Origin of the sequence: Hydrogenophaga atypica, assembly GCF_042665215.1 — a bacterium.
Taxonomy (GTDB): domain Bacteria; phylum Pseudomonadota; class Gammaproteobacteria; order Burkholderiales; family Burkholderiaceae_C; genus Hydrogenophaga; species Hydrogenophaga defluvii_A.
Map to the genome: position 1 here is coordinate 271,596 of NZ_JBHTCA010000004.1, position 22,601 is coordinate 294,196.

General features: G+C 64.5%; 22 protein-coding genes, 2 tRNA genes and 1 pseudogene. 6 read left to right on the plus strand and 19 right to left on the minus strand.

Annotated elements, in window-relative coordinates:
- Positions 1–9 precede the first annotated feature (9 nt).
- The 8 genes from ACFQPB_RS08050 to ACFQPB_RS08085 form a co-directional block, all read right to left on the minus strand.
- Positions 10–2,331 (minus strand): MMPL family transporter, encoded by a 2,322-nt coding sequence (locus ACFQPB_RS08050; protein ID WP_382221635.1) that lies wholly within the window; start codon positions 2,329–2,331, stop codon positions 10–12.
- Between the two features lie 79 nt (positions 2,332–2,410).
- Entirely contained in the window at positions 2,411–2,980 is a 570-nt protein-coding gene (locus tag ACFQPB_RS08055) for a LolA family protein (protein ID WP_382221638.1), read from the minus strand.
- The gene (locus ACFQPB_RS08060; protein ID WP_382222020.1) at positions 2,980–3,816 is read right to left on the minus strand and encodes an LpxL/LpxP family acyltransferase; all 837 of its coding nucleotides are present in this window, start codon (positions 3,814–3,816) and stop codon (positions 2,980–2,982) included. The genes ACFQPB_RS08055 and ACFQPB_RS08060 overlap by 1 nt, the downstream gene beginning before the upstream one ends.
- 83 nt (positions 3,817–3,899) lie before the next feature.
- Positions 3,900–4,205, minus strand: a complete 306-nt coding sequence (locus tag ACFQPB_RS08065) for an ApeI family dehydratase (RefSeq protein WP_382221640.1) — start codon at positions 4,203–4,205, stop codon at positions 3,900–3,902.
- Positions 4,192–5,541, minus strand: coding sequence for an AMP-binding protein (locus tag ACFQPB_RS08070; protein ID WP_382221643.1), 1,350 nt, complete (start codon positions 5,539–5,541; stop codon positions 4,192–4,194). Before ACFQPB_RS08070 ends, ACFQPB_RS08065 begins: the two co-directional genes overlap by 14 nt.
- A gap of 52 nt (positions 5,542–5,593) precedes the next feature.
- The gene (locus ACFQPB_RS08075; RefSeq protein WP_382199195.1) at positions 5,594–5,875 is read right to left on the minus strand and encodes a phosphopantetheine-binding protein; all 282 of its coding nucleotides are present in this window, start codon (positions 5,873–5,875) and stop codon (positions 5,594–5,596) included.
- A gap of 24 nt (positions 5,876–5,899) precedes the next feature.
- Positions 5,900–7,153, minus strand: a complete 1,254-nt coding sequence (locus ACFQPB_RS08080; protein WP_382221646.1) for a beta-ketoacyl-[acyl-carrier-protein] synthase family protein — start codon at positions 7,151–7,153, stop codon at positions 5,900–5,902.
- Positions 7,153–7,404, minus strand: coding sequence for a phosphopantetheine-binding protein (locus ACFQPB_RS08085; protein WP_382221649.1), 252 nt, complete (start codon positions 7,402–7,404; stop codon positions 7,153–7,155). Before ACFQPB_RS08085 ends, ACFQPB_RS08080 begins: the two co-directional genes overlap by 1 nt.
- Positions 7,405–7,589: 185 nt before the next feature.
- On the opposite strand from ACFQPB_RS08085, the gene ACFQPB_RS08090 reads away from it, so the two are divergent.
- A complete protein-coding gene (locus ACFQPB_RS08090; protein ID WP_382221651.1) occupies positions 7,590–8,321 on the plus strand; it encodes a phosphatase PAP2 family protein in 732 nt (243 codons plus the stop codon).
- Between the two features lie 63 nt (positions 8,322–8,384).
- Positions 8,385–8,540 carry a hypothetical protein gene (locus ACFQPB_RS08095; protein WP_382221654.1) on the plus strand — a complete coding sequence of 52 codons (156 nt, stop codon included), beginning with the start codon at positions 8,385–8,387 and terminating at the stop codon, positions 8,538–8,540.
- A 54-nt stretch (positions 8,541–8,594) separates the two neighbouring features.
- Here ACFQPB_RS08095 and ACFQPB_RS08100 read toward each other — a convergent pair whose 3' ends face one another.
- The 3 genes from ACFQPB_RS08100 to ACFQPB_RS08110 are packed head-to-tail and all read right to left on the minus strand — an operon-like array spanning position 8,595 to position 13,077.
- Positions 8,595–9,965: a DUF1254 domain-containing protein gene (locus tag ACFQPB_RS08100; RefSeq protein WP_382221657.1), complete on the minus strand. Its 1,371-nt coding sequence runs from the start codon at positions 9,963–9,965 to the stop codon at positions 8,595–8,597.
- The gene (locus ACFQPB_RS08105; RefSeq protein WP_382221660.1) at positions 9,962–10,960 is read right to left on the minus strand and encodes a Bug family tripartite tricarboxylate transporter substrate binding protein; all 999 of its coding nucleotides are present in this window, start codon (positions 10,958–10,960) and stop codon (positions 9,962–9,964) included. Before ACFQPB_RS08105 ends, ACFQPB_RS08100 begins: the two co-directional genes overlap by 4 nt.
- A complete protein-coding gene (locus tag ACFQPB_RS08110) occupies positions 10,957–13,077 on the minus strand; it encodes an acetate--CoA ligase family protein (RefSeq protein ID WP_382221663.1) in 2,121 nt (706 codons plus the stop codon). Before ACFQPB_RS08110 ends, ACFQPB_RS08105 begins: the two co-directional genes overlap by 4 nt.
- A gap of 107 nt (positions 13,078–13,184) precedes the next feature.
- Here ACFQPB_RS08110 and ACFQPB_RS08115 point away from each other — a divergent pair, with 107 nt between their 5' ends.
- From ACFQPB_RS08115 to ACFQPB_RS08125, 3 genes and pseudogenes are all read left to right on the plus strand, one after another.
- Entirely contained in the window at positions 13,185–14,288 is a 1,104-nt protein-coding gene (locus tag ACFQPB_RS08115) for a glutathione S-transferase N-terminal domain-containing protein (RefSeq protein WP_382221666.1), read from the plus strand.
- Between the two features lie 9 nt (positions 14,289–14,297).
- Positions 14,298–15,032, plus strand: a complete 735-nt coding sequence (locus ACFQPB_RS08120; RefSeq protein ID WP_382221669.1) for a GntR family transcriptional regulator — start codon at positions 14,298–14,300, stop codon at positions 15,030–15,032.
- A gap of 73 nt (positions 15,033–15,105) precedes the next feature.
- Positions 15,106–15,240 (plus strand): annotated as a pseudogene (locus ACFQPB_RS08125) (helix-turn-helix domain-containing protein); the annotation flags it as partial.
- A gap of 165 nt (positions 15,241–15,405) precedes the next feature.
- On the opposite strand, the gene ACFQPB_RS08130 reads toward ACFQPB_RS08125, so the two are convergent.
- The 6 genes from ACFQPB_RS08130 to ACFQPB_RS08155 form a co-directional block, all read right to left on the minus strand.
- Positions 15,406–15,481 (minus strand) — tRNA-His (locus ACFQPB_RS08130).
- Between the two features lie 58 nt (positions 15,482–15,539).
- Positions 15,540–17,450: a SurA N-terminal domain-containing protein gene (locus ACFQPB_RS08135; RefSeq protein WP_382221675.1), complete on the minus strand. Its 1,911-nt coding sequence runs from the start codon at positions 17,448–17,450 to the stop codon at positions 15,540–15,542.
- A gap of 75 nt (positions 17,451–17,525) precedes the next feature.
- Positions 17,526–17,601, minus strand: a tRNA-Val gene (locus ACFQPB_RS08140).
- Between the two features lie 22 nt (positions 17,602–17,623).
- Positions 17,624–17,896, minus strand: coding sequence for an HU family DNA-binding protein (locus tag ACFQPB_RS08145; protein ID WP_382199202.1), 273 nt, complete (start codon positions 17,894–17,896; stop codon positions 17,624–17,626).
- A 246-nt stretch (positions 17,897–18,142) separates the two neighbouring features.
- Positions 18,143–19,243, minus strand: coding sequence for a tartrate dehydrogenase (locus ACFQPB_RS08150; RefSeq protein WP_382221679.1), 1,101 nt, complete (start codon positions 19,241–19,243; stop codon positions 18,143–18,145).
- 11 nt (positions 19,244–19,254) lie between these two features.
- Positions 19,255–20,133, minus strand: a complete 879-nt coding sequence (locus ACFQPB_RS08155) for an alpha/beta fold hydrolase (protein ID WP_382221682.1) — start codon at positions 20,131–20,133, stop codon at positions 19,255–19,257.
- Positions 20,134–20,199: 66 nt separating this feature from the next.
- On the opposite strand from ACFQPB_RS08155, the gene ACFQPB_RS08160 reads away from it, so the two are divergent.
- Positions 20,200–21,192 (plus strand): LysR substrate-binding domain-containing protein, encoded by a 993-nt coding sequence (locus ACFQPB_RS08160; protein WP_382221685.1) that lies wholly within the window; start codon positions 20,200–20,202, stop codon positions 21,190–21,192.
- Here the strand turns inward: ACFQPB_RS08160 and ACFQPB_RS08165 are convergent.
- Positions 21,149–22,036: a DMT family transporter gene (locus tag ACFQPB_RS08165; protein WP_382221688.1), complete on the minus strand. Its 888-nt coding sequence runs from the start codon at positions 22,034–22,036 to the stop codon at positions 21,149–21,151. The two genes, ACFQPB_RS08160 and ACFQPB_RS08165, sit on opposite strands and share 44 nt — an antisense overlap.
- Entirely contained in the window at positions 22,033–22,599 is a 567-nt protein-coding gene (gene pgsA / locus ACFQPB_RS08170) for a CDP-diacylglycerol--glycerol-3-phosphate 3-phosphatidyltransferase (protein ID WP_382221690.1), read from the minus strand. The genes ACFQPB_RS08165 and pgsA overlap by 4 nt, the downstream gene beginning before the upstream one ends.
- Between the last annotated feature and the right edge of the window lie 2 nt (positions 22,600–22,601).

The window sequence follows — 22,601 nt, forward strand, 5'->3', positions numbered from 1 at the left end:
CCGTCGCGTTCACTTGCCACCCTTGGGATAGACCAGCACCGCAGACAACAGCAGCGCCAGCAAAGCCCCCGGGCCGACCGTGATGCCCACGGCCTGCAGCACGGGCACGCTGGAACTGGCCAAGGTGCCAAATCCGATCACGGTGGTGAGCACGGCCACCGACATGGACATCAATGTCGCCTGGTCCAGCGGTTCGCCCGCCGCCGCGCGGTCGAAGAACAACGCGTAGTTGGAGCCCACGGCCACGATCAGCAACATGCCCACGAGGTGCAACAGGTGCAGCCGCGCACCGGAGAGGTGCAGCAGCGCGATCACGCAGGCCACCGTGAGCGCCAGGGTGAACAAGACCCGCGACAAACGCAGGGCCGAGCGCATGGTGAAACCGAGCAGCACCGCAATGGCCACCACCCCGGCCAGCGACAGTTGCACCGCTTCACTCATGTAGCCGCTGTAGAGCGATTCGAACTCGGTCTTGAGATCCACAAACACGGCCCCGCTGCCTGCCAGCGTGGCACGAATCTGGTCGGTGGGCAGGCTGGATTCGGGCGCGTCCGCCGTCGGCCGCAGCGGCAGCATCGCGGTCCATCCACCGTGCTGGTTGCGGGTCAACATCGAGTCCACCGCCAGGGCCAGCGCACTGCCCTCCAGGTCGGCGCGGCGCACCACACCCTGGCTGCGGGCCGCCGTCACGTCGGCCAGGAAAGGCCCGAGCTTGCGCGAAGACAGGGGTGAGTCGACCAGCGCCCGGTCAAGCCGGGCCTGCAATTCGGCGGGCTCGGGCACGCTGGCCAGTCGCTGGCGCTGCAATTGTTCGCTGGGCAGAAAACGTGCGGGGCTGTCGTAGCCACCGATCACGCCGGCCTCCACCAGCCGGTCCAGCCGCTGGCCAGCACGTTCGGCGGCCTGCAAAGCGCCCTCCTGATCGGGCGCCGCCACGGTCACGAGGTAACGCGCGTCGGGCGCGGCGAGGTCGGTTCGCATGCGCGAATCGGCCGAGGCTTCGGCCGCGCTCACGGTGGACAAGGCCGACAGGTTGCCGTCCCACAAACCATCGCGCACCTGCCACAGGTAGGCGCCCACCGCCACCGTCAACACCACCGCCAGCCAGCGCAGGCGGTGGGCCTGGTTCAACAGCAACAAGCCCTGTTTCACCCACAGCCCCGACTGCGGCACGTTGACGCCCGCGCTGGTCAGTGCGGGCAGCACAAAACGGGTCACCAGCGCCGCCGTGACCACACCCGACAAGGCGTACAGGCCCAGCTGCGCAAGGCCCGGGAAACCCGAGAACAACAAGGCACCGAAACCGATGGCCGTGGTCAAAACGCCCAGCCGGATGGTCGGCCAGAACACCCGGCGCCATTGGTGGACCCCCTGGTGCCCTGCCTGCACAAAGTAGTAAATGGCGTAGTCCACCGCCTCGCCAATCAAAGCCGACCCGAAACCCACGGTGATGCCAAACACCGTGCCATGCACCAGGCTCACCGTGACGATGCCGGCAAGCGTGCCGCTCAGCACGGGAATCAAACCCAACAGCAGCAAGCGGAAGGAACGGTAGACCGCAAACAGCACCAGCCAGATGGCGACGGAGCTGATGAGGGACAGGCGGGCAACCTCGGCCTTGATGGTCGCGCGCGATTGCACAGCGAACTGGCCTGGTCCTGACAGGTTCAATTTCAGATCCGAATGCCCGGTGGCCTGCAGCGTTTGGGCGAAGGCCAGGCGCACCGTGTCGATGGCGGCGGCCTGACCATCGGTGTCGGAGCCGGGGGCGCGCGTCTGCAGCAGCAGCATGGCACGCTCGCCGTTGCGCGAAGCCCAAACGCCCGCCCGCATCTGCGGCTGCGCGGCCGAGTCAAGTTGACCCAGCACGGCGAGCACCTCACCCGTGGGGTCGTTCGCGAGGTAGGGCTTGAGCAACACGCCTGCCGGCGAAGAGAGCAGGTCAATGGTGTCGGCAACGGCGGTGCGCAGGCCCTCTTCGGTGAAACGCTCGGGTGAGACCGCCGGGCTGAGCTGGTAGCGGTAGCGCAGCAGCACGTCGCGCTCGCCCTCGAGCCCGCCAGCCTCACCGTTCTGCACCGAGACAAAAGCGCCACTGCTGGCCAGTTGGGTGCGCAACCCGCGCGAGACGGCGGCACGTTGTGGCGCGTCACCGCCTTCAATCGACAGCATCAACAGGCGCGACACCGCACCGTCACGCATCTGCTCCACCAATGCCTGTTGCTCCACCGAGGGCTCAGACGGCAGAAAAAACGACATGTCCGCCGAAAAGCGGCTGTTCCACACCACAGCCACCCCAGCCAGCATCAGCGCCAGCCAAATCAAAAACACCCTGACCGCTATCGACCTCACTGGACCATCCCCATTGGGTGCACTGCGGTGAAAAACCCTTGGGGCGAACGGGCCGGGCTCATGGGGTCTCGATGGGGTCGATGCTGATCTCCGACCGGTCGCCGTCCACCTGCAGGTATTCGATGTGGCGCACCTGGCGTTGGGCGCCACTGACCGTGATGCGCTGGAGCAGCGCCGCGATGGCCGGCTCGATCGGGACCAAGGTCAACACCCATTGACCAGACTCGCCTTGCAGGCTCAGCCGGTAGTTCTGTTCCAGCACGTGGCGGTTGCCCGACAAGGTGCTGCGGATGCTGTCCACAAAAGCCAAAGCCTCCGGGCGGCTTTGCAGGTTGATGGAGAGCTTGCGCTTGTCTCGCTCCATGCTGAGGGTGTCCTTGTCGAGCACCATGGTCTCGGGTTTGGGCAACAGCGTGCGCTTTTCCAAGCGGTCGGGCGGGCTGTACACCATCTCACCACTGGACAACACCGGCTTGTCCAGCACCGCCATGTGGCGCTTCTCGACAAAACGCGCCCGCCCGCCCTTGTGGCTGGCCAGGTCGCTCATCAACTGTTCGATGTCGTAGGCGGCCTGGGCCGCACCGGCGAACCCCAGCCACAACAAGGCCACCAGACCAAAACGTTTCATCATTTTTTTTGCCAAAAATCGAAAAAGTTGAACCAGTTGTAGGGCGCCAGTTGGCACAACCGCGCCAGGCTGTCCGCGTAGGCCTGCACCGCGTTGTGAATCGCCGCGTCGCGGTCACCGCGTTTGACGTGCGAGAAATCGGCCAAGGGCTCAAAGTGCAGTTGGTAGCGGTTGCCACCCAGGTAGAGGCCGGCCATCAGGAACACCGGGCGCTTGAGCAGTGCGGCCATGCGCCACGGCCCGAGTGGAAACGCGGCCGGCTCGCCCAGGAATTCCACCGACAACGCGGGGTCATCGTTCAACGAGCGGTCGGCCAGCATGCCCACCAGGAAACCTTGGTCCAGCTTGTCGCGCACCTCCAGCATCGACTCCAGATGCCCGAGCGAAATGATGTCTTGCATGGCCTTGGGGTTGATGGCCGCGAGCGTGGCGTTGAGCTTGCGCGCGTTCTGTTCGTACATCAGCATGGCCACACGCAAGCCTTTTTTGCCCCGCCCCATGGCACGCAGCACCTCAAAACTGCCCAGGTGTGCCCCCATGAGCAAGGCACCGGGCTGGCGCTGAAGCTGCTCCAACACCGCCTTGTCACCCACCACCTCCACATCAAAGAGGTCAAAACGGTCGTTCAGCAGGTAGATGCGGTCGTGGATGGTGCTGGCAAAACTGAACACATGGCGGTAGCCGTCGCGCCACGTCGCCCAGCGCCCCAGGACCTTGTGCAGATACGCGCGGCTCGCACGGCGCGCGGCCGGCGCAAACAACACAAAATAGACCGCGATGCCGTGCAGCACCACACGCCCCATTCGGCGTCCGAAGGACAGCGATATCCACACCATCAGACGCAAGATGGCGAGGTTGCTGCGCTCCTGGCGCCGCAACCACTCGGGTTGTGGCCCTTGGGTCTGGGGGTTGTGGGTGGTCACGGCGATCCAGGTGTCAGGCTGCCCACCGCAACGTCGCGTTCGGCACAACGAACCACAAACGAAAGCCCACCACGCGCGCCAGCCTCTAGCACAAACGAGAGCTCGTCGCCGGGACCGCTCGGGCTGACGAACTTGACTTGGCCCACCTGCCATGTGCTGACGGCGCCACCGACATGGGATTGCGCCAGGCACAGCACCTGGTCGAGCACCACCACACCGGGCACAATTGGGTGCCCCGGGAAGTGCCCGGCCAAGGCGGGGTGGTCGAGTGGCACGCGCCAGACCTGCTCAAGCATGGCCATGGGCCACCCGCTCCCGGTACAGGGCCTGCAGCGTGGTTCGCAACAGTTTGCCGGTGCTGTTGCGCGCCAGCGCATCCACAAACACCAGCGGACGTGGCAGGAACAGGCTGTCGATGCGTTCGCGCAAGGCCCGCTGCAAGGTCTCGGCCGACATGCCAGGTGCCACCACAAAAGCGGTCAGACGGGAGATGGCACCCACCTCGTCATGGCTGTCATCGGGCAGAAAAAAAGCCCCATCCAACACACCGTCGATGGCGCACAGTTGGTGGTTCAAGTACGCCAATGAACTGCGTTTGCCCGCGATGTTGACGAGGTCGGCGTGCCGGCCATGCAACAAAAACGCGCCTGCATGCTGGAGTTCGATGATGTCCGACAGGGGCACGCGGCCTTCCACGTGGCCATCGCGGGCGTAGGTGGTGTCGTTGTCCTGTTCCAGTACCACACCTGGCAACAATTGCCACTGCGGGCCGTCGCTTGTGCGCCGGCATGCCAACTGCCCCGATTCGGTGGACCCGTAAATTTCGTGCACCGGCGCCCCACCCCGTTGCTCGACGCGAACAGCGAGGTCGGCACCCAGCGGCGCGGTGGCGGACAGGCAGATGTCCAACGCCGGCCAGTCCAGATCGGACGCAAGCAATGCGGAGAGGTGGTAGGGCGTGGTGACCAACATGCGCGGGCGCGGTACGGCGTGCAACGCGTCCGCCACGTCTTGGGGGTAAAAGGGCTTGCCACTCCAGAAACTGCAGCCGCCATGGAGGGCGAGCAAAAAGCTGGACTCGAAACCGTAGCTGTGCTGTGCGGGCACGGTGGCCACCAGCACAGGTGGGTGGTCGCCCAGAAGCAAGCCAGCGGCTTCGGCCTGGCCGTTTTGCACCAGCCGCCCCCAGGTTTTGGCGTGGGGTTGGGGCACGCCCGTGGAACCGGATGTGAACAGAATCGCGACCACCCGATCCGCCTCGATCTCGGGCATCACGGTCACGTCGCTCAAGGGCAAGGTGTTCAGGTCGGGGAAATCGATGCAGGTCACACCGGCCACATCCAACGCACTGTCAACCACCGCAAACGTGCCGGGGTGGTCGTGCGCCAAGCGTTGAAGCGTTTCGACCGCGTGCGACGCCGGCTGCAAGCTGGTCTTGCCGGTCAACAGGCAGGCCACAAACAACACGGCAAAGTGGTAACGGTCTTCGCACAGGTTGAGCACCCCTGAACCCTGGGGCAACAGGGCGGCGACGGCCTGAGCGTGGCTCAAGAACGCGCGCACCCGCACGGGCCCGCCGGGACGCCACGCGATGACATCGTCCATGGCGCGGCCACTGATCAACGGGCAGGTCGTCATGCCCACACCTGTTGACCGCTGACGGTCCAGCGGCGCCCCAACATCACCGGTCTCATTTGGTTCGCTGGCTGGCAATGTGGGCGGTGAGCGTCCGCAGCGATGCGTAAATTTGATCGTTGTGCTCATTGTCTGAGCGCAACTGAAAACCGTAGTGCTTGGAGATGACCAGCGAAATTTCCAGCATGTCGATGGAGTCCAAACCCAAACCATCGCCATACAGCGGATCGTCTGGGTTGATGTCTTGTGGCGACACCTCCAGATTGAGGGCTTCGATGATCAACGCAGCGACCTCGATCAAGAGATCATCGATGGACTGGGTGGACACTAGAGACATGGCTCGGCTCGCAGAGAGTTGGATTTAGGAAGTCGCACGAAACGCCAACACGGCGTTGCTGCCACCAAAGGCAAAAGAGTTGGACAAGGCCACCGCGAACGGCACCCGGCGCCGACCTTCAAACACGTGATCCACACCCTCGCAAGCGGGGTCCAGGCGACCACACAAATGGGCGGTGGGCGGAATCGCCTGTTGGCGCAACGCCAAGACAGTGGCCAAGGCCTCCATGGCCCCGGCAGCGCCCATGAGGTGGCCGTGCATGGATTTGGTGGCGCTCACGGCCACCGAAGGCGCGTGTGCGCCCAGCACGGTTTTGAGTGCCTGAACTTCAACCGGATCGCCCTCCACCGTGGCGGTGCCGTGTGCGTTGACGTATCCCACATCGCTGCCGTTCAAACCACCGTCTGACAGCGCGGCACGCAAAGCACGCGCCTGGCCTTCGGCCTGGGGGCGAACCAGGTGGCTGCGGTCACAGCTCGCACCATAGCCCACCACTTCGGCATGGATGCGGGCGCCGCGGGCCACGGCATGGTCCCAGTCCTCCAGCACCATCGCGGCAGCGCCCTCGCCCAGCACCAACCCGGCGCGGTCGGCAGCAAACGGCCGGCAAGCCATGGGTGCGGTCTCGACGTCGCCCGGCGCGATCAGCCGCATGGCCTCCCAGGCTTTGCCGACACCATAAGCCTGCGTCGCGTCCGACCCACCCGTGATGGCCACCGTGGCCTCGCCCGAGCGCACGCGGCGAAACGCCTCCCCAATGGCCACTGTCGACGAGGCACACGCAACGGTGTGGCTCATGCTGATGCCACCCAGCCCCAGCTGGATGGACAGGTGGGCGTTGACAGCGTTGTTCATGCCCAGCACCACCGACAAGGGCGAGAGGCGATCACGCCCGTTTTGCCACATGTCGCGGTAACCTTTTTCAAAGGCCAGAACGCCCCCCAACGCGGTGCCCCAAATACAGGCCCAGTCATTGCGGACATCGGGGTCGGTAGGCACCCGCTCCAGACCGGCGTCGTGCCAGGCATCGAATGCGGCCGACACGCCAAGATGGGCAAAACGCTCCATCATCATGGCCAGGGGTTTGCCCAGCGCAGCCACCGCATCAAAACCTTGGCAGGCCACAAAAGGCATGGCCAAAGGTCGCGTTTTGTCTTCGGTCAACACGAGACGGACCGCCGAACGACCTTCAAGCAAATGCTCGAAGAACGCGTCCACGCCGCCCCCATACGGACTCACCACCCCCAGACCGGTGATGGCCACACGGCGTCGATCCATCACTGCGCAGCGTCAGCGGTTTTGACCGCCAGCAGGCGCTCAATCAATTCGACAATATCGCCCACCGACTTCGGAACGGCCACATCAGATTTGATCGAAAGACCCAGCTGGTCCTCTGCCTCAAACATCAGCTCGGCGAGCAAAAGTGAATCCACACCCAGATCGGCCAGCAAGGCCTCGTTCACAACTTGATCAGGTGTCGCGCCCAGGCGCTCGAATAAAAATTGGCGAATCAGTTCGGTCGGTTGCATGAGATGAATTTTTTTTGATGGGCATTGCGCCGACGCCGCCCCCGCCTACAAAGCCCTGCCAGCAGATGAATTGCTCAAAGCGCGAGCCTGGCGCGCACCGCAAACGGGCTGACCTCTCCTCAAAATTGATTGTACAACCGTCACAATGTGGGGTTACATCGCCCGTTGCCGCACTTTTTGCCATCATGACCGACCCACAGCGCGAGATACCACGCGCACGCGAACTGCCGTTTTCCCCATGGGCCGCGAACTCAGAAACGAACACGCCCGACACCTCGGGTTGGCTGGCTCGAATGGGCAGGCGTTTTGCCATCGATTGGCCCCTTAAATCGTTCGGCAGCACCACCATCACGCTGCTGTTTTTTTGGGCCTACTTCTGGATACTTGCCAACCTCGACCGCCCGGCAACAGTGATGCCAGAAATCTGGCTGGACCAATGGATAGGATTTGTCCCGTCGGCATTTCCGGTCTACCTCTCACTGTGGCTGTATGTCTTCTTGGCACCAGCGGTGATGGGCAACAAGCGCGCTTTGGTCTGGTTTGGATTGGGCATGGGCAGCATGTGCCTGTTGTCATTGGCTATTTTCTGGTGGTTTCCCACCCGCACACCCACCGTCAACATCGACTGGAGCCTCTATCCGGGCCTGGCCCTGATCAAAGGCGTGGACGGCGCCGGCAACGCATGTCCCTCCTTGCATGTCGCATCCGCGGTGTTCAGCTTGTGCTGGCTCCAGCGCATATTCAAAGAGTTGAGGACGCCGGCCGCCCTTCAATGGATGTCGCTGGTTCTGTGCACCGCCATCATTTGGTCAACCATGGCAACCCTTCAACACGTGGCACTCGACGTGGTGGCAGGAACCGTGATGGGCCTCGTGTTTGGCGCCGGCTCGCTGGCCCAGGCAAAAAGCACGGCCTGATTCTGCCCCGGTGCGGGCGCACGCCTCAATGAGCCAAACACCCGGTGCGACCGGAGCCATGACGTGAACGGTGTGCGCTCTGGTGCCGATCCGGCCCCGATGTTTGTGGAGACCGACCACGTCTACCGCACAGCCTGCATGTTGCAATGGTCGCTGCTCGCGCTGCCGTTTGTGTACGCCACGCACAACCGCGCCACGGCAGCCAAACACGCCCGGTAGCGCTGCAGGCGGCTGAACAGCTGGCCGTCCGCCGTCTGTCGTCTGGTTGAGCCCTTATTGCCTTTCGGGCGCCGGCACCACATAACTGCCCTCCAGTAGTTCGGGGCGTGGCAGGTAAGCGCGCAGGCAGAGCACGAAGCCACCGTCGGGCGCTGGCAGCCAGTTGCAACGCTCGTGCTCGGCGCTGGGCGGGGCGTGCTGAATCCAGAGGGTGAGGCCGCCGTCGGCGTCCCGGCGCAGGCCGGGTGTGCGGTCGCCGATGGCGTAGCGGTCGATCGGGTTGTCCACAAGCATCTTGTCGGCTGCATCGTAGAGCGTGATGGACCAGAACGCATCCACCGGTGGCAGTTCCCCCGCCGGGAAGCTCAGGCGGTAGCGGTAGCCGCCATGAAGCGGCTGGCCGGTGCTGTCGGTGTCGCAGCGGGGGTAAATGGCTTCGGCAGGTTCGAGCGCGCCAATCGCCTGGTGGGCGATGTGCGCTCGGCGCAGCACATCGCCACCAAAAGCGGGTGCCCGGGGCATCAGGCTGGGCATCCAGCCTCGCAGGGGTTCGTCCCGGCCGAGTCGGTCGGCGGGCATCTCCATCAGCGACAGCACATGGGCAGACGCCATGTCCCACGCCTGCCTCACCACCGCACGCAGTTGGGACACATCGTCGGGTTGCCCGGCGCCCAGTCCCAACCCTTTCCACGCCTGCAACAGCGGTGCTTCGTGGGCTGGTGGTGGGCACATGGCGAGTGCCTCGTTGACGAGGGCGCGAAAATGTTGCCAGTCAAATGGGCGCTTGAAATCATGGCGAGCGTCGAAACGGCGGGCCCGTCCAGAGCGTCCGGCCTGCCAGTCGGTCAGGCTGCGCAGACCCAGTCCGTCTTGCAAGGCCCCTGCGCCGGGCAGATCGGCATCACTCTCCACCATGACCCGGCCGATCAGCCACACCCAGGGCGTGGGTGCCAGGATGTGGCGGCCTGCGGCGCGAAACGGCGCCGGCACTTCGCCGCGCCAGCCAGGGGGTGTGACTAGCACCTGCACCGGGCCATCGCCGCTGGTGCGTGTGCCGATGTGGGCGAAGGGGTTGGTGTAGTAATCCAGCAGACCCAGCACGTGGTAACGCCCCAGGCTTGGCGGTGTTTCCAGCACCAGCGGGCCTTCGCTCAAGTCCAGCCAGGCGTTGCTGTAGAGGGTGTCGTTGTTGGGCATCACCACACGGCTGCCGCCGGGTTTGAGGCGTTCGCGTGTGTGGCTGAAGACGTTGCACCAGCGCCAGTTGCTCTGTGGGCTGTCGCCTGCAAAGCCATCGGTCTGCGTGCGCCGTGGTGATGTGCCACTGCGCATGCGCTGCATCTCGTACAGCGGCCACGCCCACACCATCGCGTGGGTGGCCAGGGCTTGCCAGTACGGCAGTTCAGGGTGGAGGCTGGCCGTCATTCGGCTTTGATGTTATTGACTCGGATGATTTGTGACCAGGTATCAACGTCGCCGCGAATGGTCTGTGTGAACTGCTCGACAGTTTTGATCGGCGAATCCGGCATGTTCAGCGCGGTGAAACGGGCCCGCGCCTCGGGCAGTTGGGAGATGCGGTTGATTTCCTGGTTCAGGCGCTGGACGATGGCGGTGGGCGTTTGGGCCGGTACAAACACCCCAAACCAGGCGTCGGCCTCGAACCGGTGACCTACGTCCGTCAAGGTCGGCACATCGGGCAATTGCGGGCCGCGTTTGGTGCCTGAAATCACGATGGGGCGCAGCTTGCCGGCGCGGATGTGGGGCAGCGAGGTGAAGGGGTCGACAAAGCCCACCTGCAGCACACCGCCCAGCAGGTCGGTAATGATCTGTGGGATGGATTTGTAGGGCACATGGTTCATCTTCAAACCAGCGGCGTGTTTGATGAACTCCATCGACAAATGCCCGCCCGAGCCGACGCCCCAGGAACCGTAGTTGTACTTGTCCGGGTTCGCCTTGATATGTGCGACAAAGTCACTGAAATTCTTCGCCGGGAAGTCGGGTGCCACGGCCAGCAGCGTGCCCGATCCGCCCACCTGCGTGACCGGTTGCAGGTCCTTGAAGGTGTCGTAGGGCATTTTGGCTTGCAACGATGGGTTGACCGCAATCGCCGCTGCATAGCTGAACAGGATGGTGTAGCCGTCAGGTGTGGCCTTGGCCGCCTGGTCGTTGCCGATCATGCCGTTGGCGCCGGCGCGGTTATCGACCACAAAGGGCTGATTGAAGGTCTTACTCAGTTGATCAGCGTACAGGCGGGCGAAGGCGTCGGTGGGCCCGGCCGCCGCCGAGGGAACAATGAGTTTGACTGGCCGATTCGGCCAATCGCTCTGCGCAAAGGCCTGCGGTGCGACTGCGGACGCCAGGGTGGCGCAGACGAATTGGCGGCGCTGCCAGATGGGGGCGGTGGGGGCGGTGGGTTTCATGCAGGGTCTCCTTCAAGTTGTATCAAGGCATCGGCCGCAAAGACACCGTCTTCGTTGACCATCAGGGGGTTGATTTCCAGACTTTGCAGCGCGGGGCCTGCGCTTGCGGCCAGTTGGCCGATGGCGCAGATGCAAGCCACCAGGGCTTCAGGTGTCACCCGGGGGCCGCCGCGCCAGCCGTCCAGACGGCGTGTCAGGTCCAGCCGCTCCAGCAAGGCGCGCACGCGCTCGGGGGGCACCGGTGCGGTGGCCAGCACGATGCGCTGGTGCCATTCCACGTCGGTGCCGCCCAGGCCAAAGGTCAATACAGGCCCGAATACCGGGTCCACCCGGCTGGCCACCACACACTCCAGCACCGGTTTGACCATGCGGGCCACCACCACGCCCTGAACGCGCGCCTGGGGTGCCCGTACAGCCACGCTCGCGGTGATGTCGTTGAAGGCGGCACGGACGGCGTCGGCTCCCTGCACATTGAGCCGCACACCCCCCACATCGCTCTTGTGGGCGATGTCGGCAGACAGCACCTTGACAGCAACCGGCCCGCCCAATTGCTCGGCGATTGCCACCGCGGCCTCCGCGCTGTGGGCCACGCCCTGCGGCACGGTTGGAATACCAAGGTCTTGCAGCAACTGCATGGCGGCCGCCTCGCTCAGCGAGCCAGATGGTTGGCCTTGCAGTGTTGGCTGCGTCTTTGCCTTGAGGTCTGCTTGTGGCCAGGCTGGCCGTTGCTCGCGGGCGGTGGCATAGCAGCGCAACATGGCCAGGGCTTCTATCGCGTGAGTGGGCTCTTCATAGACCAGGCAGCCCATCTCGGCCAGGATTTTGCGCTGTGCGGCGCTCATGATGCCGGCCACGGTGGTGGTCACGCCCGCCTGTTGCCCGGCGCGACGGGCGCATTGCTCCAGCATGGCCCAGAAGTGGGGCGCCAGGGCACCGGCGGCGGTGAACAAGGCCAGCCCGCCGTAGCGCCCGTTGGTGGCCGCGATGTCGCAAGCCACTTCAAACACCTTGAGGTTGCTCATGACCTGACCGGTCACATCGATCGGGTTGATGGTGGTGGCCAGCGAGGCCTCGGTCGTCACCTGTGCCGATTCGGCTTCGGTGAACGGTGGCAGTTCGAGGCCCAGGTCTTCGGCGCGGTCGGCCATCAGCGTGCCCACGCCGCCCGAGCCAGTGACGATGGCCACCGCGTTGTTGCGGGGAATGGGCGCCTGGGCAAACAGTTGGCCGTAGCGGAAAAATTCTTCGATGGTGTGAGCGCGGATGGCGCCACATTCCTCGAACACGGCGTCAAACACCGTGTCTTCACCCGCCATGCTGGCCGTGTGCGACAGGGCCGCCCGTGCGCCCGCTGCGGTGCGCCCGACCTTGGTCACCACCACCGGCTTGCCGGCCTCCAGAGCAGCGCGCAGGGCCCCGACCAGAGCGGGGCCATCTTTGCAGCCCTCCAGATAGGCCAGTATGACCCGGGTGTCCGGGTCGCGCACCATCCAGTCGATGGCGTCTGCAACTTGAACGCCGGCTTCGTTGCCGGTGGTGATCCAGTGCGACAGGCCCAGGCCTTGTTGCCGCGCCAGTGTGTAGGCGTAGGCACCAAACGCGCCACTTTGGCTGACCATGCCGATGGACCCGGCCGGCGGCGCACCCGCCAGTGCAGCGGGGGTGAAGGTCGCAAACATGCGCTGCTTGAGGTTGATGGCGCCCAGGCAGTTGGGGCCCAGCAGCGTCATGCCGGCACCGTTTGCCAGTGCCACCATGGCCTGCTGATCGGCCAGGCCGCTGTCACCGGCTTCGGCAAAGCCGCCGGTGAACACCACCGCCGCTTTAACACCGGTGTCCACGCAATCGGCAATCGCTTGCTGCACGGAAGCGCGGGGCACACAGACGATGGCCATGTCCACCGGCGCGTCGGCATGGCGCAAGCTGGGCACGGCCGGCAAGCCTTGGATCTCGTTGGCTTCGGGGTGCACCGGCAGGATGCGCCCCTCGAATCCGTACTCGCGCAGCAGGCGCACCGGCATGCCGCCCACTTTCTGGGCTTGGGTGGAGGCACCGATGATGGCCACGGAGCGGGGGCGCATCAGGGCGTCTAGAGAGATGGTGGGACGGATGGACATGGAGGCAGTTGGTAGCGGGGTTGCATCAGTGTATATCTACCTGTTAGCATTGGTCAATATAGGTATTTCACCTGACCTGTTTCGATCCGCACACAAAGGAGTCCGCCATGCAAGCAACTGCCGAGGCCAGCGCTGCCGCCGCGCCGATGGTCACCGCAGCCCCCAATGACCGCTACCGCTTGTTGGGCGGGCCCGGTTCCCCTTATTCGCTCAAGATGCGCGCCTTGCTGCGCTACCGCCGTCTGCCGCACCTGTGGATCGTGCCGCGTGGCTACATCGGTGCCGGTGGCGAGCTGGCCGAGGCAAGCAAAGGCATCATCCCTGTACTGCAGTACCCCGATGGCGCCTACAGGGCCGACACCACCCCTTTGATCTACGATCTGGAACGGCGTCACCCAGGCGTGCGTTCGGTGGTGCCCGAGGACCGCGCGGTCGCGTTGTTGTCGCACCTCATCGAAGACATGGGCGACGAGCTGCTGGTCAGCGCCATGTTCGATCTGCGCTGGGGCGATGAAGCCAACCAGCGCTTTTGTGCCACGCGCCAGATGTATGGCTGGCTGGGCCCCGCCGAACCTGCCGATTTCAGCGCCATCATCGAACGCTTCACACGCAGGCAGACGAAACAGCGCGCCCAGGTGGCGGCGGGCGACAACCACGCTGGTTTGATGGCCTTCTACGAGGCCCTGCTGGACGCGATGGAGGCCCTAGTGCAACACATGCCGTACGTGTTTGGTGACCGCCCGGCGCTGGCCGACTTCGGGCTCTACGGACAACTGTCGCAGTGCGCCATCGACCCCTCGGCCAGCGCGATCTTTCGCGAGCGTGCGCCACGTACCTACCAATGGACACAATCGCTGGACGACGCCTGCGGCGTCGAGGGCGACTGGGCGCCCCGCAGCATCTGGGAACCCCATGTGCGGCCCCTTCTGGCGCTGGTGGGGCAGTACCACCTGCCGCTACTGCAGACCAGCCATGATGCGGTTGAGCAAGGTGTGCAGCAAATGGAGCGGCTGATTGAAGGGCACTGCTGGCTGGTGCACGGTCAGCGCTACAAACACAAATGCCTGGTGTGGCTACAGCGCGAGTGGCAGGGCCTGACCCTGGCAGAGCAAGACAGCGTGCGTGGGCTGCTGACCGAGACGGGCTGCATGCCTTTTCTCGCAGACGGGCCCACCGCGCAGTTGCCAGTGCCCGAGATGGCACCTTTGTAAACTCAGCACATGACCCGCGCCGACGCCGATTCCCCGTCACCCTTGTTTGCGCAAGTGCGTGACAGCCTCAAAGCCAGCATTGCCAGCGGTGCGCTGGCGCCCGGCGCCAAGCTGCCCTCCGAGGCGGAGCTGGAGCAGCAGTTCGGCGTGAGTCGCGTAACCGTGCGCCAGGCCTTGTCCGACCTGCAGAAGCAGGCACTGATTGAAAAGGTCAACGGCAAGGGCAGCTTTGTGAGCGCGGCCAAGCGCGGCAGCTCGGAGCTGGGGCCGCTGTCGGGCTTTTACGAAACCATGCGGCGCCGCGGCCATGTGGCCACCGGTGTGGTTTCCGGCATCAAACGCATTGCCGCCGACCCCACCCTGGCGGCGGCATTGCGCCTGCCGGTGTCGGCACCACTGGGCATGGTCACCATCACACGCGTGGTCGATGGCGAAGTCCATGCCTTCCAACACTGTTACGGCAGCATCGGGCTGATCGAATCCATGGTCAAGGAAGACCTGGGTGAGAACGATCTGCTGACCGTCCTGAACCGCCGTCTGGGCTATCCGGTGGCACGCTCCCACATCGATTTTGAAGCGATCAACGCCACGCCCGAGTTGGCGGCGATGCTCAAGACTCGGATCGACGCGGCCTTGCTTCGGATTCACATCACTTCCTACGATGGGCGAGATACACCCATCATGCACAACGATTTTTACGCTCGGGGAGACCGGTTCCGTTACCAACTCAATGCGGGGCGCTAAAAGCGGGTTAGACGCCAGGGAGGGCGAATTCAAAACCGAAGTGCAACACCTGTAAACCTCGTAAGGTCAGGAGATGCAAACGACACCTCGGCAATACCAGCAACTCCATCCCGAAGACCGGGTGACCATGGCCAGCCTGCTACAGCAGAACTACAGCCTGCGCGACATTGCGACCGTCCTCAACCGATCCCCCAGCACCATCAGCCGTAGAACGTGGTGTGCTTGCCTCGGACGTAGAGATGTTTTTCGACTTGACGCATGAGTTGATACAGCAGGTTTTGTGACAACCGGTGTAACAACTGATGTTTATACAAACAAATAAGGCGTTGATTTCCTTGGGAAATCAACGCCTTAACTGCGATTTAGAAGACTTTGGGGTGGCTGATGGGACTCGAACCCACGACAACAGGAATCACAATCCTGGACTCTACCAACTGAGCTACAGCCACCGCAGAGCCTGCAATTATAGCGTGTGATTTGCTCGTTTTTTCACGGTCCTCGCAGAGATCACGATCCTGACGCGTTGACCTTGGGTTCGGGCACGCTGATTTCGGCCTTGTACTTGGCTTTGAGGTGGGCCATGTAGGCGGCGGCCTCGGCACCTACCCAGAGTTCTGCCAGCTCATTGGCTTCCTGGCGCGCCACCTCGGCAGCAGGCGCCGTGCGCGGCACCGACTTGACGACCTTGGCGATCACGTAGCCGGCCGGCCCCTCATCCAGCCCCAGCCACGCCGGGCCAGAAGCGAGGTCGGCCGACAACACGGCCGTCAGCACCTTGAGGGGCAGGCCTTCACTGCTGTCGCGCGAAACGGTGATCGCTGCGGGCAGCTGGGCATCACCCGGCTGGGCGCGCCAGGCAGCCAGCTTGGCTTCGCCGTCGGCTTTGGCCAGGGCGGCGGCACGTTCAGCCACCAAACGGGCACGCACCTGCGTTGCCACGGCCTCCAGCGGTTGGGTGGCGGCTGGCGCGTACTGCATCACGCGCGCGGCGGCCAACTGGTTGGCCCCCAGTTCCACGGCCTCGGTGTTGCGCTTCTTCTGCACCGAGTCGGTCGCGAACAGGGCTTCGAGCAACTTGGGGTTGGACAACACACCGGGCCGCCCCTCGCGCGTGAGGCCCTTGACGGTGACCACCTTGAGTTTGAGCTTGTCGGCGGCGGGCGTCAGGCTGTCGGCCTGTTCGTACACCAGGTTGCTGAACTGCTCGGCCACCTCGGCAAACTTGCGTTGTGCCTGCTGCTTCTTCAACTCGGGCTCGAGTTCGGCACGCATGGATTCGAAGCTGCGCTTGGGCGGGCTCTTGATGTCAGTGACCTGGATGATGTGGAAGCCGAACTCGCTTTCGACCACGTCAGAGATTTGCCCCTTTTCGAGCGCAAAAGCCGCGTCTTCGAAGGACTTGACCATGGCACCACGGGCGAAGTAGTCGAGGTCGCCGCCGTTGCGGGCGGAACCCGGGTCTTGCGATTCGGTACGGGCCAGTTCGGCAAACTTGGCCGGTGTGGCACGCAGTTGCTCACGCAAGGCCTGTGCTTTGGCCTTGATTTTGGCCTTGTCGTCGGCCGACGCGCCTGACGCCACCGTCAGCAGGATGTGGCTGGCACGGCGCTGTTCGCCCCCGGACAGGCGGGCCAGGTTTTGTTCGTAATAGGCTTTGAGGTCGGCCTCGGCAAGGGTGATGCCGTTGGCAACGGCGTCCAAGTCCAGCACCACGTACTCCACGTCGGCCTGCTCGGTGGACTGGAACATGGTCTTGTTGGCGTTGTAGAACTCGGCCACATCGGCGTCAGTCACCTGCACACGCGACTCGAAATCACGGGGCGACAGGCGACGCCACTGGATCTCGCGGCGTTCGAAGTAGGCATCGCCCATGGCCTTGGAGACGGCCGGGGACACAAAACCCGAAGCGCGCAAGCCCTGCAGCACTTGGCGGCGCGACAGTTCGGCGCGCAAACCGGATTCGAACATCTCAGGCGTCATGCCCTGGGTGCTGAGAAGTTGCCGGTACTGGCTCATGTCCAGCGTGCCGTCGGGTTTGCGCAGCGACGCCACCACGGGGTCCTGTTGCAGCTGCTGTGCCAAGCGGGCATCGCTGGTGAGCAGGCGGTCTTTTTGCGACGCCAGCGCCAACAGTCGCTCGTCCACCAGGCGGCGCAGGCTGTTGTAGCGCGCCGCTTCTGTGTCAAGCAATCTGCGGTCCAAGGTGGGCGACGACGCCAACACGTTCTCGGCGTAGCGCTGATGCCAGGCATCCCACTCCTGCTGCGTGATGTCCTGTCCTGCCACTTGCGCCACACGCTGACCACCCTCGTTGAAGCGGCTGTATCCCTCGATGCCGAACAGCACAAACGATGGAATGATGAGGATCATCAAAAAGCCCATCAGGTACTTTTTGTGGTTGCGGATCGAATCGAACATGCGTGAACCTGCGGTGAAGGCATGAAGCCCTGGGGGCAACAGCAAAAAGGCGAACCGGGGTTCGCCTTGGGTGGGTGGTGGGTCCTGACGGTCTCGAACCGCCGACCTACTCCGTGTAAAGGAGCCGCTCTACCAACTGAGCTAAGGACCCCCTGTCAACAGGGTGTGCCAGCTCAGTTCAGGGCGTCTTTCAACGCCTTGCCTGGACGGAACTTTGGCACCTTGGCGGACTTGATTTTAATCGCAGCGCCGGTGCGCGGGTTGCGGCCGGTGCGGGCCGGGCGCTTGGTGACGGAAAACGAGCCAAAGCCCACCAGCGACACGGTGCCACCTTTTTTCAGCGTGGTGCGCACGGCGCCGGTGATGGCGTCCAGTGCACGGGTGGCTGCGGCCTTGGAGATGTCGGCCTGGTTGGCGATGTGTTCGACCAGTTCAGATTTGTTCACAAGAAGCCCCTCAAAATTGGATTTGGTTGAATGAACCACGGCCGCAGGGGAAGACTGCGGCCGTAAGCAAAGAAAACCGGCTTGCGCCCACAGCACCGAGGCACGGCGAGGCGTTTGACAATTACACCTATGGGCCGCCGAGCCTGTCAATACGCCACTGACCTGTGGGTGCGCTGAGCGCCAAGCGAGCGGGCATTCTAGACGCAAAGCTTGCGCTCGCACGCCCATCGAGTTGTAAGGAAATCGTCAGGCTGATGCGCGCAACACCTGCTCGATGGCAAGGCCCACATCGCGGGTGCCAGCGGTGCCGCCCAGATCGGCGGTGCGCGGTGCGCCACTGCCGGGCAACAACACCGCCTCGATGGCCGCCAGCACGGCGTCGTGTGCGGCGCGGTACCCGAGGAAGTCCAACATCATGGCGCCACACCAGATTTGCCCGATGGGGTTCGCGATGCCTTTGCCGGCAATGTCCGGCGCCGAGCCGTGCACCGGCTCGAACAGCGAAGGCATGGTGCGGTCGGGGTTGAGGTTGGCGCTGGGCGCGATGCCGATGGTGCCGGTGCAGGCGGGACCCAGGTCCGAGAGGATGTCACCGAACAGGTTGCTGGCCACCACCACGTCAAAGAAGTCGGGGCGCTGCACGAAGTGCGCGGTCAGGATGTCGATGTGGAACTTGTCCACGTTCACGCCCGGATAGGCCTTGGCCATCTCGGCCACACGCTCGTCCCAATAGGGCATGGTGATGGCGATGCCGTTGCTTTTGGTGGCGCTGGTGAGGTGCTTTTTGGGACGCGACTGCGCCAGCTCGAAAGCGAACTTGAGCACGCGGTCCACACCAAAACGCGACATCACCGTTTCCTGCATCACGATCTCACGCGGTGTGCCCTGGTACATGCGCCCGCCGATGCTGGAGTACTCGCCCTCGGTGTTCTCGCGCACGATCATCATGTCGATCTCGCCGGGCAAACGCGGGCTGCCGTCGCGCCGCACCACGGGCGCGGTCACACCGGGCATGAGGCGCGCCGGGCGCAGGTTGATGTACTGGTCGAACTCGCGGCGGAACAGCAGCAGCGAGCCCCACAGCGAGACGTGGTCCGCGATCTTTTCGGGCCAGCCCACGGCGCCGAAGTAGATGGCCTCGTGGCCACCGATCTGGTCTTTCCAGTTGTCGGGCAGCATCTGGCCGTGTTTCTCAAAGTAGTCCCAGCTCGAAAAATCGAAGTGGTCGAACTGCAGCGGGATGTTGAACTTAGAGGCCGCCGCCTCCATCACGCGCAGGCCCTCCGGCATGACTTCCTTGCCAATGCCGTCGCCAGCGATGACCGCAATGCGGTGGGTGGTGCTCATGGGGTTCTCCTTCAGGGTATGAAAAACGACAAGGCCTCGGCCAACACGGCCTCGGGCGATTCTTCGGCCAGGTAGTGGCCACACGGCAGGCTGTGGCCACTCACCTGGAGCGCGCGCTCGCGCCACAAAGACAGCACATCAAAACAACGCCCCACCGCGCCGTGTTCGCCCCACAACACATGCAGCGGCATGGACAGCAGGCGGCCCGCCGCCACATCGGCGCGGTCGTGTTCGAGATCGATGGTGGCGCTGGCGCGGTAGTCCTCACAAATCGACGTGGCGGTGCCGGGCAACCCGGCGCAGCGCTCGTAGTCGGCCAGCGCAGCGGCATCGAACGCGGCCAAACCCGCGTGGCGCGCACCCATCACGCTGCGCACGTAGCGCACCGGGTCGCTGGCAATCAAGGCCTCGGGCAGAGGCGGTGGCTGGATCAGGAAGAACCAGTGCCAGTAGGCGCGCGCAAACGCCTCGCTGGTCTGGGCGTACATCGCCAGCGTGGGCGCGATGTCGAGCAACATGAGGCGACTCACGGCCTCAGGGTGGTCGGTCGCCAGGCGGTGCGCCACGCGTGCACCCCGGTCATGGGCCAGCACGCCAAAGCGATCGAAGCCCAGGTGCTGCATCACCACCAGCGCATCCAGCGCCATCTCGCGTTTGCTGTGGGCCAGGTGTTGCGCGTCGGGCGCGGGGCGCGACGAATCGCCATAGCCCCGCACATCCATCAGCACCACGGCGAAGTGGCGGGCCAGCGTGGGCGCCACGCTGTGCCACATGGCCATGGACTGCGGGTGGCCGTGCAGCAGCAACAGGGGCGGGCCATCACCGGCCACGCGCACCTGCAGACGCACACCGTTGCGTTCCACCACCAGCGCTTTGAATGTTTCCCACATGGCGCCCAAGCTTACGCGCAACATCGGCAACAATTGGGCAAGCCAATCTTTCCATCAAGGCAACAATTGGACCGAGCCGATCTTGAACTGGTGCTGGCCATTCGCCAGCACGGCAGCCTCGCCGGGGCGGCACGTGCACTGCACCTGGCAGCCCCCGTGGTCACCAAAAGGCTGGCCGCACTGGAGGCAGCCCTGGGCCTGCGCCTGTTCCAGCGCACCACGCGCCACGTGAGCCCCACCGCTGAGGGGGACAGCCTGTGCCAACACGCGGCCCAGTTGTTGCAAGGTTTTGCGTTGGCAGAGGCCGAGCTGCGTGAGCGCCGGCTCGAACCCGCGGGCCCGGTGCGCCTGGCCGCCACCTTCGGTTTTGGGCGTCGCTGGCTGGGTCCGGCGTTGGCCGATTTCCAGCGCCGCTTTCCCGCCGTGCACGTCCAGCTGCAGCTCACCGAACACCTGCCCGACCTCGCGCTGGAAGGCTTTGACGGCGCCATCTGGTTGTGGAACGCGCCGGGTGGCCGCGCGGGGGAATGGGTGTCGCGCAAACTGGCCAGCAACCAGCGCGTGCTGGTGGCCGCGCCGGCCTACCTGGCCCAGCACGGCACACCGCACCACCCCAACGATCTGCAGCAACACGCCTGCCTGGTGGTGCGCGAGAACGGCGGCTGGGGCGGCAAAGACGGCGGCGTGGCCAGCCAGCAGCGTTTCGACCACTGGCGGCTGCAGCGATCGGGCGATCCGCACGTGCACCACGTGCCCGTGGCCGGGCCGCTGTCCAGCAACTCGGGGGAGATGGTGCGCGACTGGTGTCTGGCCGGCCACGGCCTCATGCTGCGCAGCCTGTGGGACATCGCACCCCAACTCGCCAGCGGCGAACTGGTGCGGGTGCTGCCCGAGTGGTCCATGCCCGACGCGGACGTGCACTGGCTGGCGCCTTACCGGGCCCAGGTGCCCCGGCGCATCCGCCTGCTGGTGGACTTTCTGGCCCAGCGTTTTGCTGAAGAGCCCTGGCGGCCCGTCAGCGCGAAGCGCGCACCACCAAGCTCACGCCAAAAGCGGTGAGCGCGGTGCCGGCCAGTGTGGCGGCGGTGATGGGCTCGGCGAACAACACCCAGGCGATCAGCGCCGTGCAGGGTGGCACCAGGTACATGAGGCTGGTGACGGAGGCCGCCGCGCCTCGCTGGATCAGCATGTAGAGCAGCGAACTGCCGCCCAGGGTAAGCCCCAGCACCGACCAGGCCATGGCGCCAGCCAGCTCCCCGTTCCAGGCCATGGCCTCGGGCTCCATCAACGCCAACGGCAGCGTGGCCAACAACGCAGCCCCCAGCTGCACGGCATTGGCCGAACGCACGTCGCACGGCGCCACAAAACGCTTCTGGTACAGCGTGCCCACGGTGATGCACAGCAGCGCCCCCACGGCAAACGACAGGTTCAACCACGTGGCCTGGTCGCCCGGGCCACCGCCCTCAAACTTGCGCGACACCACCAGCACCAGGCCAGCAAAACCCAGCAGCAGGCCCAACCATTGCCGCTTGTTGACCTGCCCGCCGTTGGCCGACAGCCACAACGCGGTGAGCACCGGCTGCAAGCCCACCACCAGGGCCGACAAGCCGGAGCCCATGCCCGCCTTGACCGCCGCCCACACGCCCCCCAGGTAGCCCGCGTGCATCAGCACACCGGTGACAGCCAGGTGCAGCCACTGCGTGCGTGTTTGTGGCCAGCGCACACGCGCCAACACAATCCAGGGCAAAAAACAGAGGATGGACAAGGCGTAACGCCAGGCCAGGAACTTGAAGGGCGGTGCATGCGGCATGCCGTAACGTGCCACGATGAAGCCGGTGCTCCAGATCAGCACGAACACCACCGGCATGGCGCGCAGCCACGCGTTGTCGCGCGCCTCGCTCATCGGCTGCGGGCGCGGATCTCGGGCAGCGCTTTCTGCAGGTAATACACCATGGACCAAACAGTCAGCACGGCTGCGATCCAGATCAACCAGGTGCCCCAGACACGGGTGTCGATGAGGCCCAGCAGGCGACCATCGAACAGCAGAAATGGGATGGCGATCATCTGCACCATGGTCTTGGCCTTGCCGATCATGTGCACCGCCACGCTTTTGGTGGCGCCAATGATGGCCATCCATTCGCGCAGGGAGGAAATGGCGATCTCGCGGCCAATGATGATGAGGGCCACGAACACATCGGCGCGGTCCATGTGCACCAGCGCCAGCACGCAGGCACACACCAGAAACTTGTCGGCCACCGGGTCGAGAAAGGCACCGAAGGCCGAGGTCTGGTTGAGCTTGCGCGCCAGGTAACCGTCGGCCCAGTCGGTGAGCGCGAACACGATGAACAGCACCGTGGCAATGAGGTTGGCCTGCGCCAGCGGCAAGTCGATGTAGTACACCCCCACGATCAGCGGGATGGCCGCAATGCGTGCCCAGGTCAGCAGGGTCGGGAGGTTGAAGAACATGG

What these genes read in the sequence shown, in the direction of transcription:
- ACFQPB_RS08165 (WP_382221688.1), bottom strand. Translation starts at nt 22,036, where the DNA reads ATGAGCGAGGCGCGCGACAACGCGTGGCTGCGCGCCATGCCGGTGGTG.
- ACFQPB_RS08090 (WP_382221651.1), top strand. Translation starts at nt 7,590, where the DNA reads ATGACCGACCCACAGCGCGAGATACCACGCGCACGCGAACTGCCGTTT.
- ACFQPB_RS08150 (WP_382221679.1), bottom strand. Translation starts at nt 19,243, where the DNA reads ATGAGCACCACCCACCGCATTGCGGTCATCGCTGGCGACGGCATTGGC.
- ACFQPB_RS08155 (WP_382221682.1), bottom strand. Translation starts at nt 20,133, where the DNA reads ATGTGGGAAACATTCAAAGCGCTGGTGGTGGAACGCAACGGTGTGCGT.
- ACFQPB_RS08115 (WP_382221666.1), top strand. Translation starts at nt 13,185, where the DNA reads ATGCAAGCAACTGCCGAGGCCAGCGCTGCCGCCGCGCCGATGGTCACC.
- ACFQPB_RS08075 (WP_382199195.1), bottom strand. Translation starts at nt 5,875, where the DNA reads ATGTCTCTAGTGTCCACCCAGTCCATCGATGATCTCTTGATCGAGGTC.
- ACFQPB_RS08105 (WP_382221660.1), bottom strand. Translation starts at nt 10,960, where the DNA reads ATGAAACCCACCGCCCCCACCGCCCCCATCTGGCAGCGCCGCCAATTC.
- ACFQPB_RS08110 (WP_382221663.1), bottom strand. Translation starts at nt 13,077, where the DNA reads ATGTCCATCCGTCCCACCATCTCTCTAGACGCCCTGATGCGCCCCCGC.
- ACFQPB_RS08055 (WP_382221638.1), bottom strand. Translation starts at nt 2,980, where the DNA reads ATGAAACGTTTTGGTCTGGTGGCCTTGTTGTGGCTGGGGTTCGCCGGT.
- ACFQPB_RS08120 (WP_382221669.1), top strand. Translation starts at nt 14,298, where the DNA reads ATGACCCGCGCCGACGCCGATTCCCCGTCACCCTTGTTTGCGCAAGTG.
- ACFQPB_RS08070 (WP_382221643.1), bottom strand. Translation starts at nt 5,541, where the DNA reads ATGACGACCTGCCCGTTGATCAGTGGCCGCGCCATGGACGATGTCATC.
- ACFQPB_RS08080 (WP_382221646.1), bottom strand. Translation starts at nt 7,153, where the DNA reads ATGGATCGACGCCGTGTGGCCATCACCGGTCTGGGGGTGGTGAGTCCG.
- ACFQPB_RS08100 (WP_382221657.1), bottom strand. Translation starts at nt 9,965, where the DNA reads ATGACGGCCAGCCTCCACCCTGAACTGCCGTACTGGCAAGCCCTGGCC.
- ACFQPB_RS08065 (WP_382221640.1), bottom strand. Translation starts at nt 4,205, where the DNA reads ATGGCCATGCTTGAGCAGGTCTGGCGCGTGCCACTCGACCACCCCGCC.
- ACFQPB_RS08085 (WP_382221649.1), bottom strand. Translation starts at nt 7,404, where the DNA reads ATGCAACCGACCGAACTGATTCGCCAATTTTTATTCGAGCGCCTGGGC.
- ACFQPB_RS08060 (WP_382222020.1), bottom strand. Translation starts at nt 3,816, where the DNA reads ATGGTGTGGATATCGCTGTCCTTCGGACGCCGAATGGGGCGTGTGGTG.
- pgsA (WP_382221690.1), bottom strand. Translation starts at nt 22,599, where the DNA reads ATGTTCTTCAACCTCCCGACCCTGCTGACCTGGGCACGCATTGCGGCC.
- ACFQPB_RS08135 (WP_382221675.1), bottom strand. Translation starts at nt 17,450, where the DNA reads ATGTTCGATTCGATCCGCAACCACAAAAAGTACCTGATGGGCTTTTTG.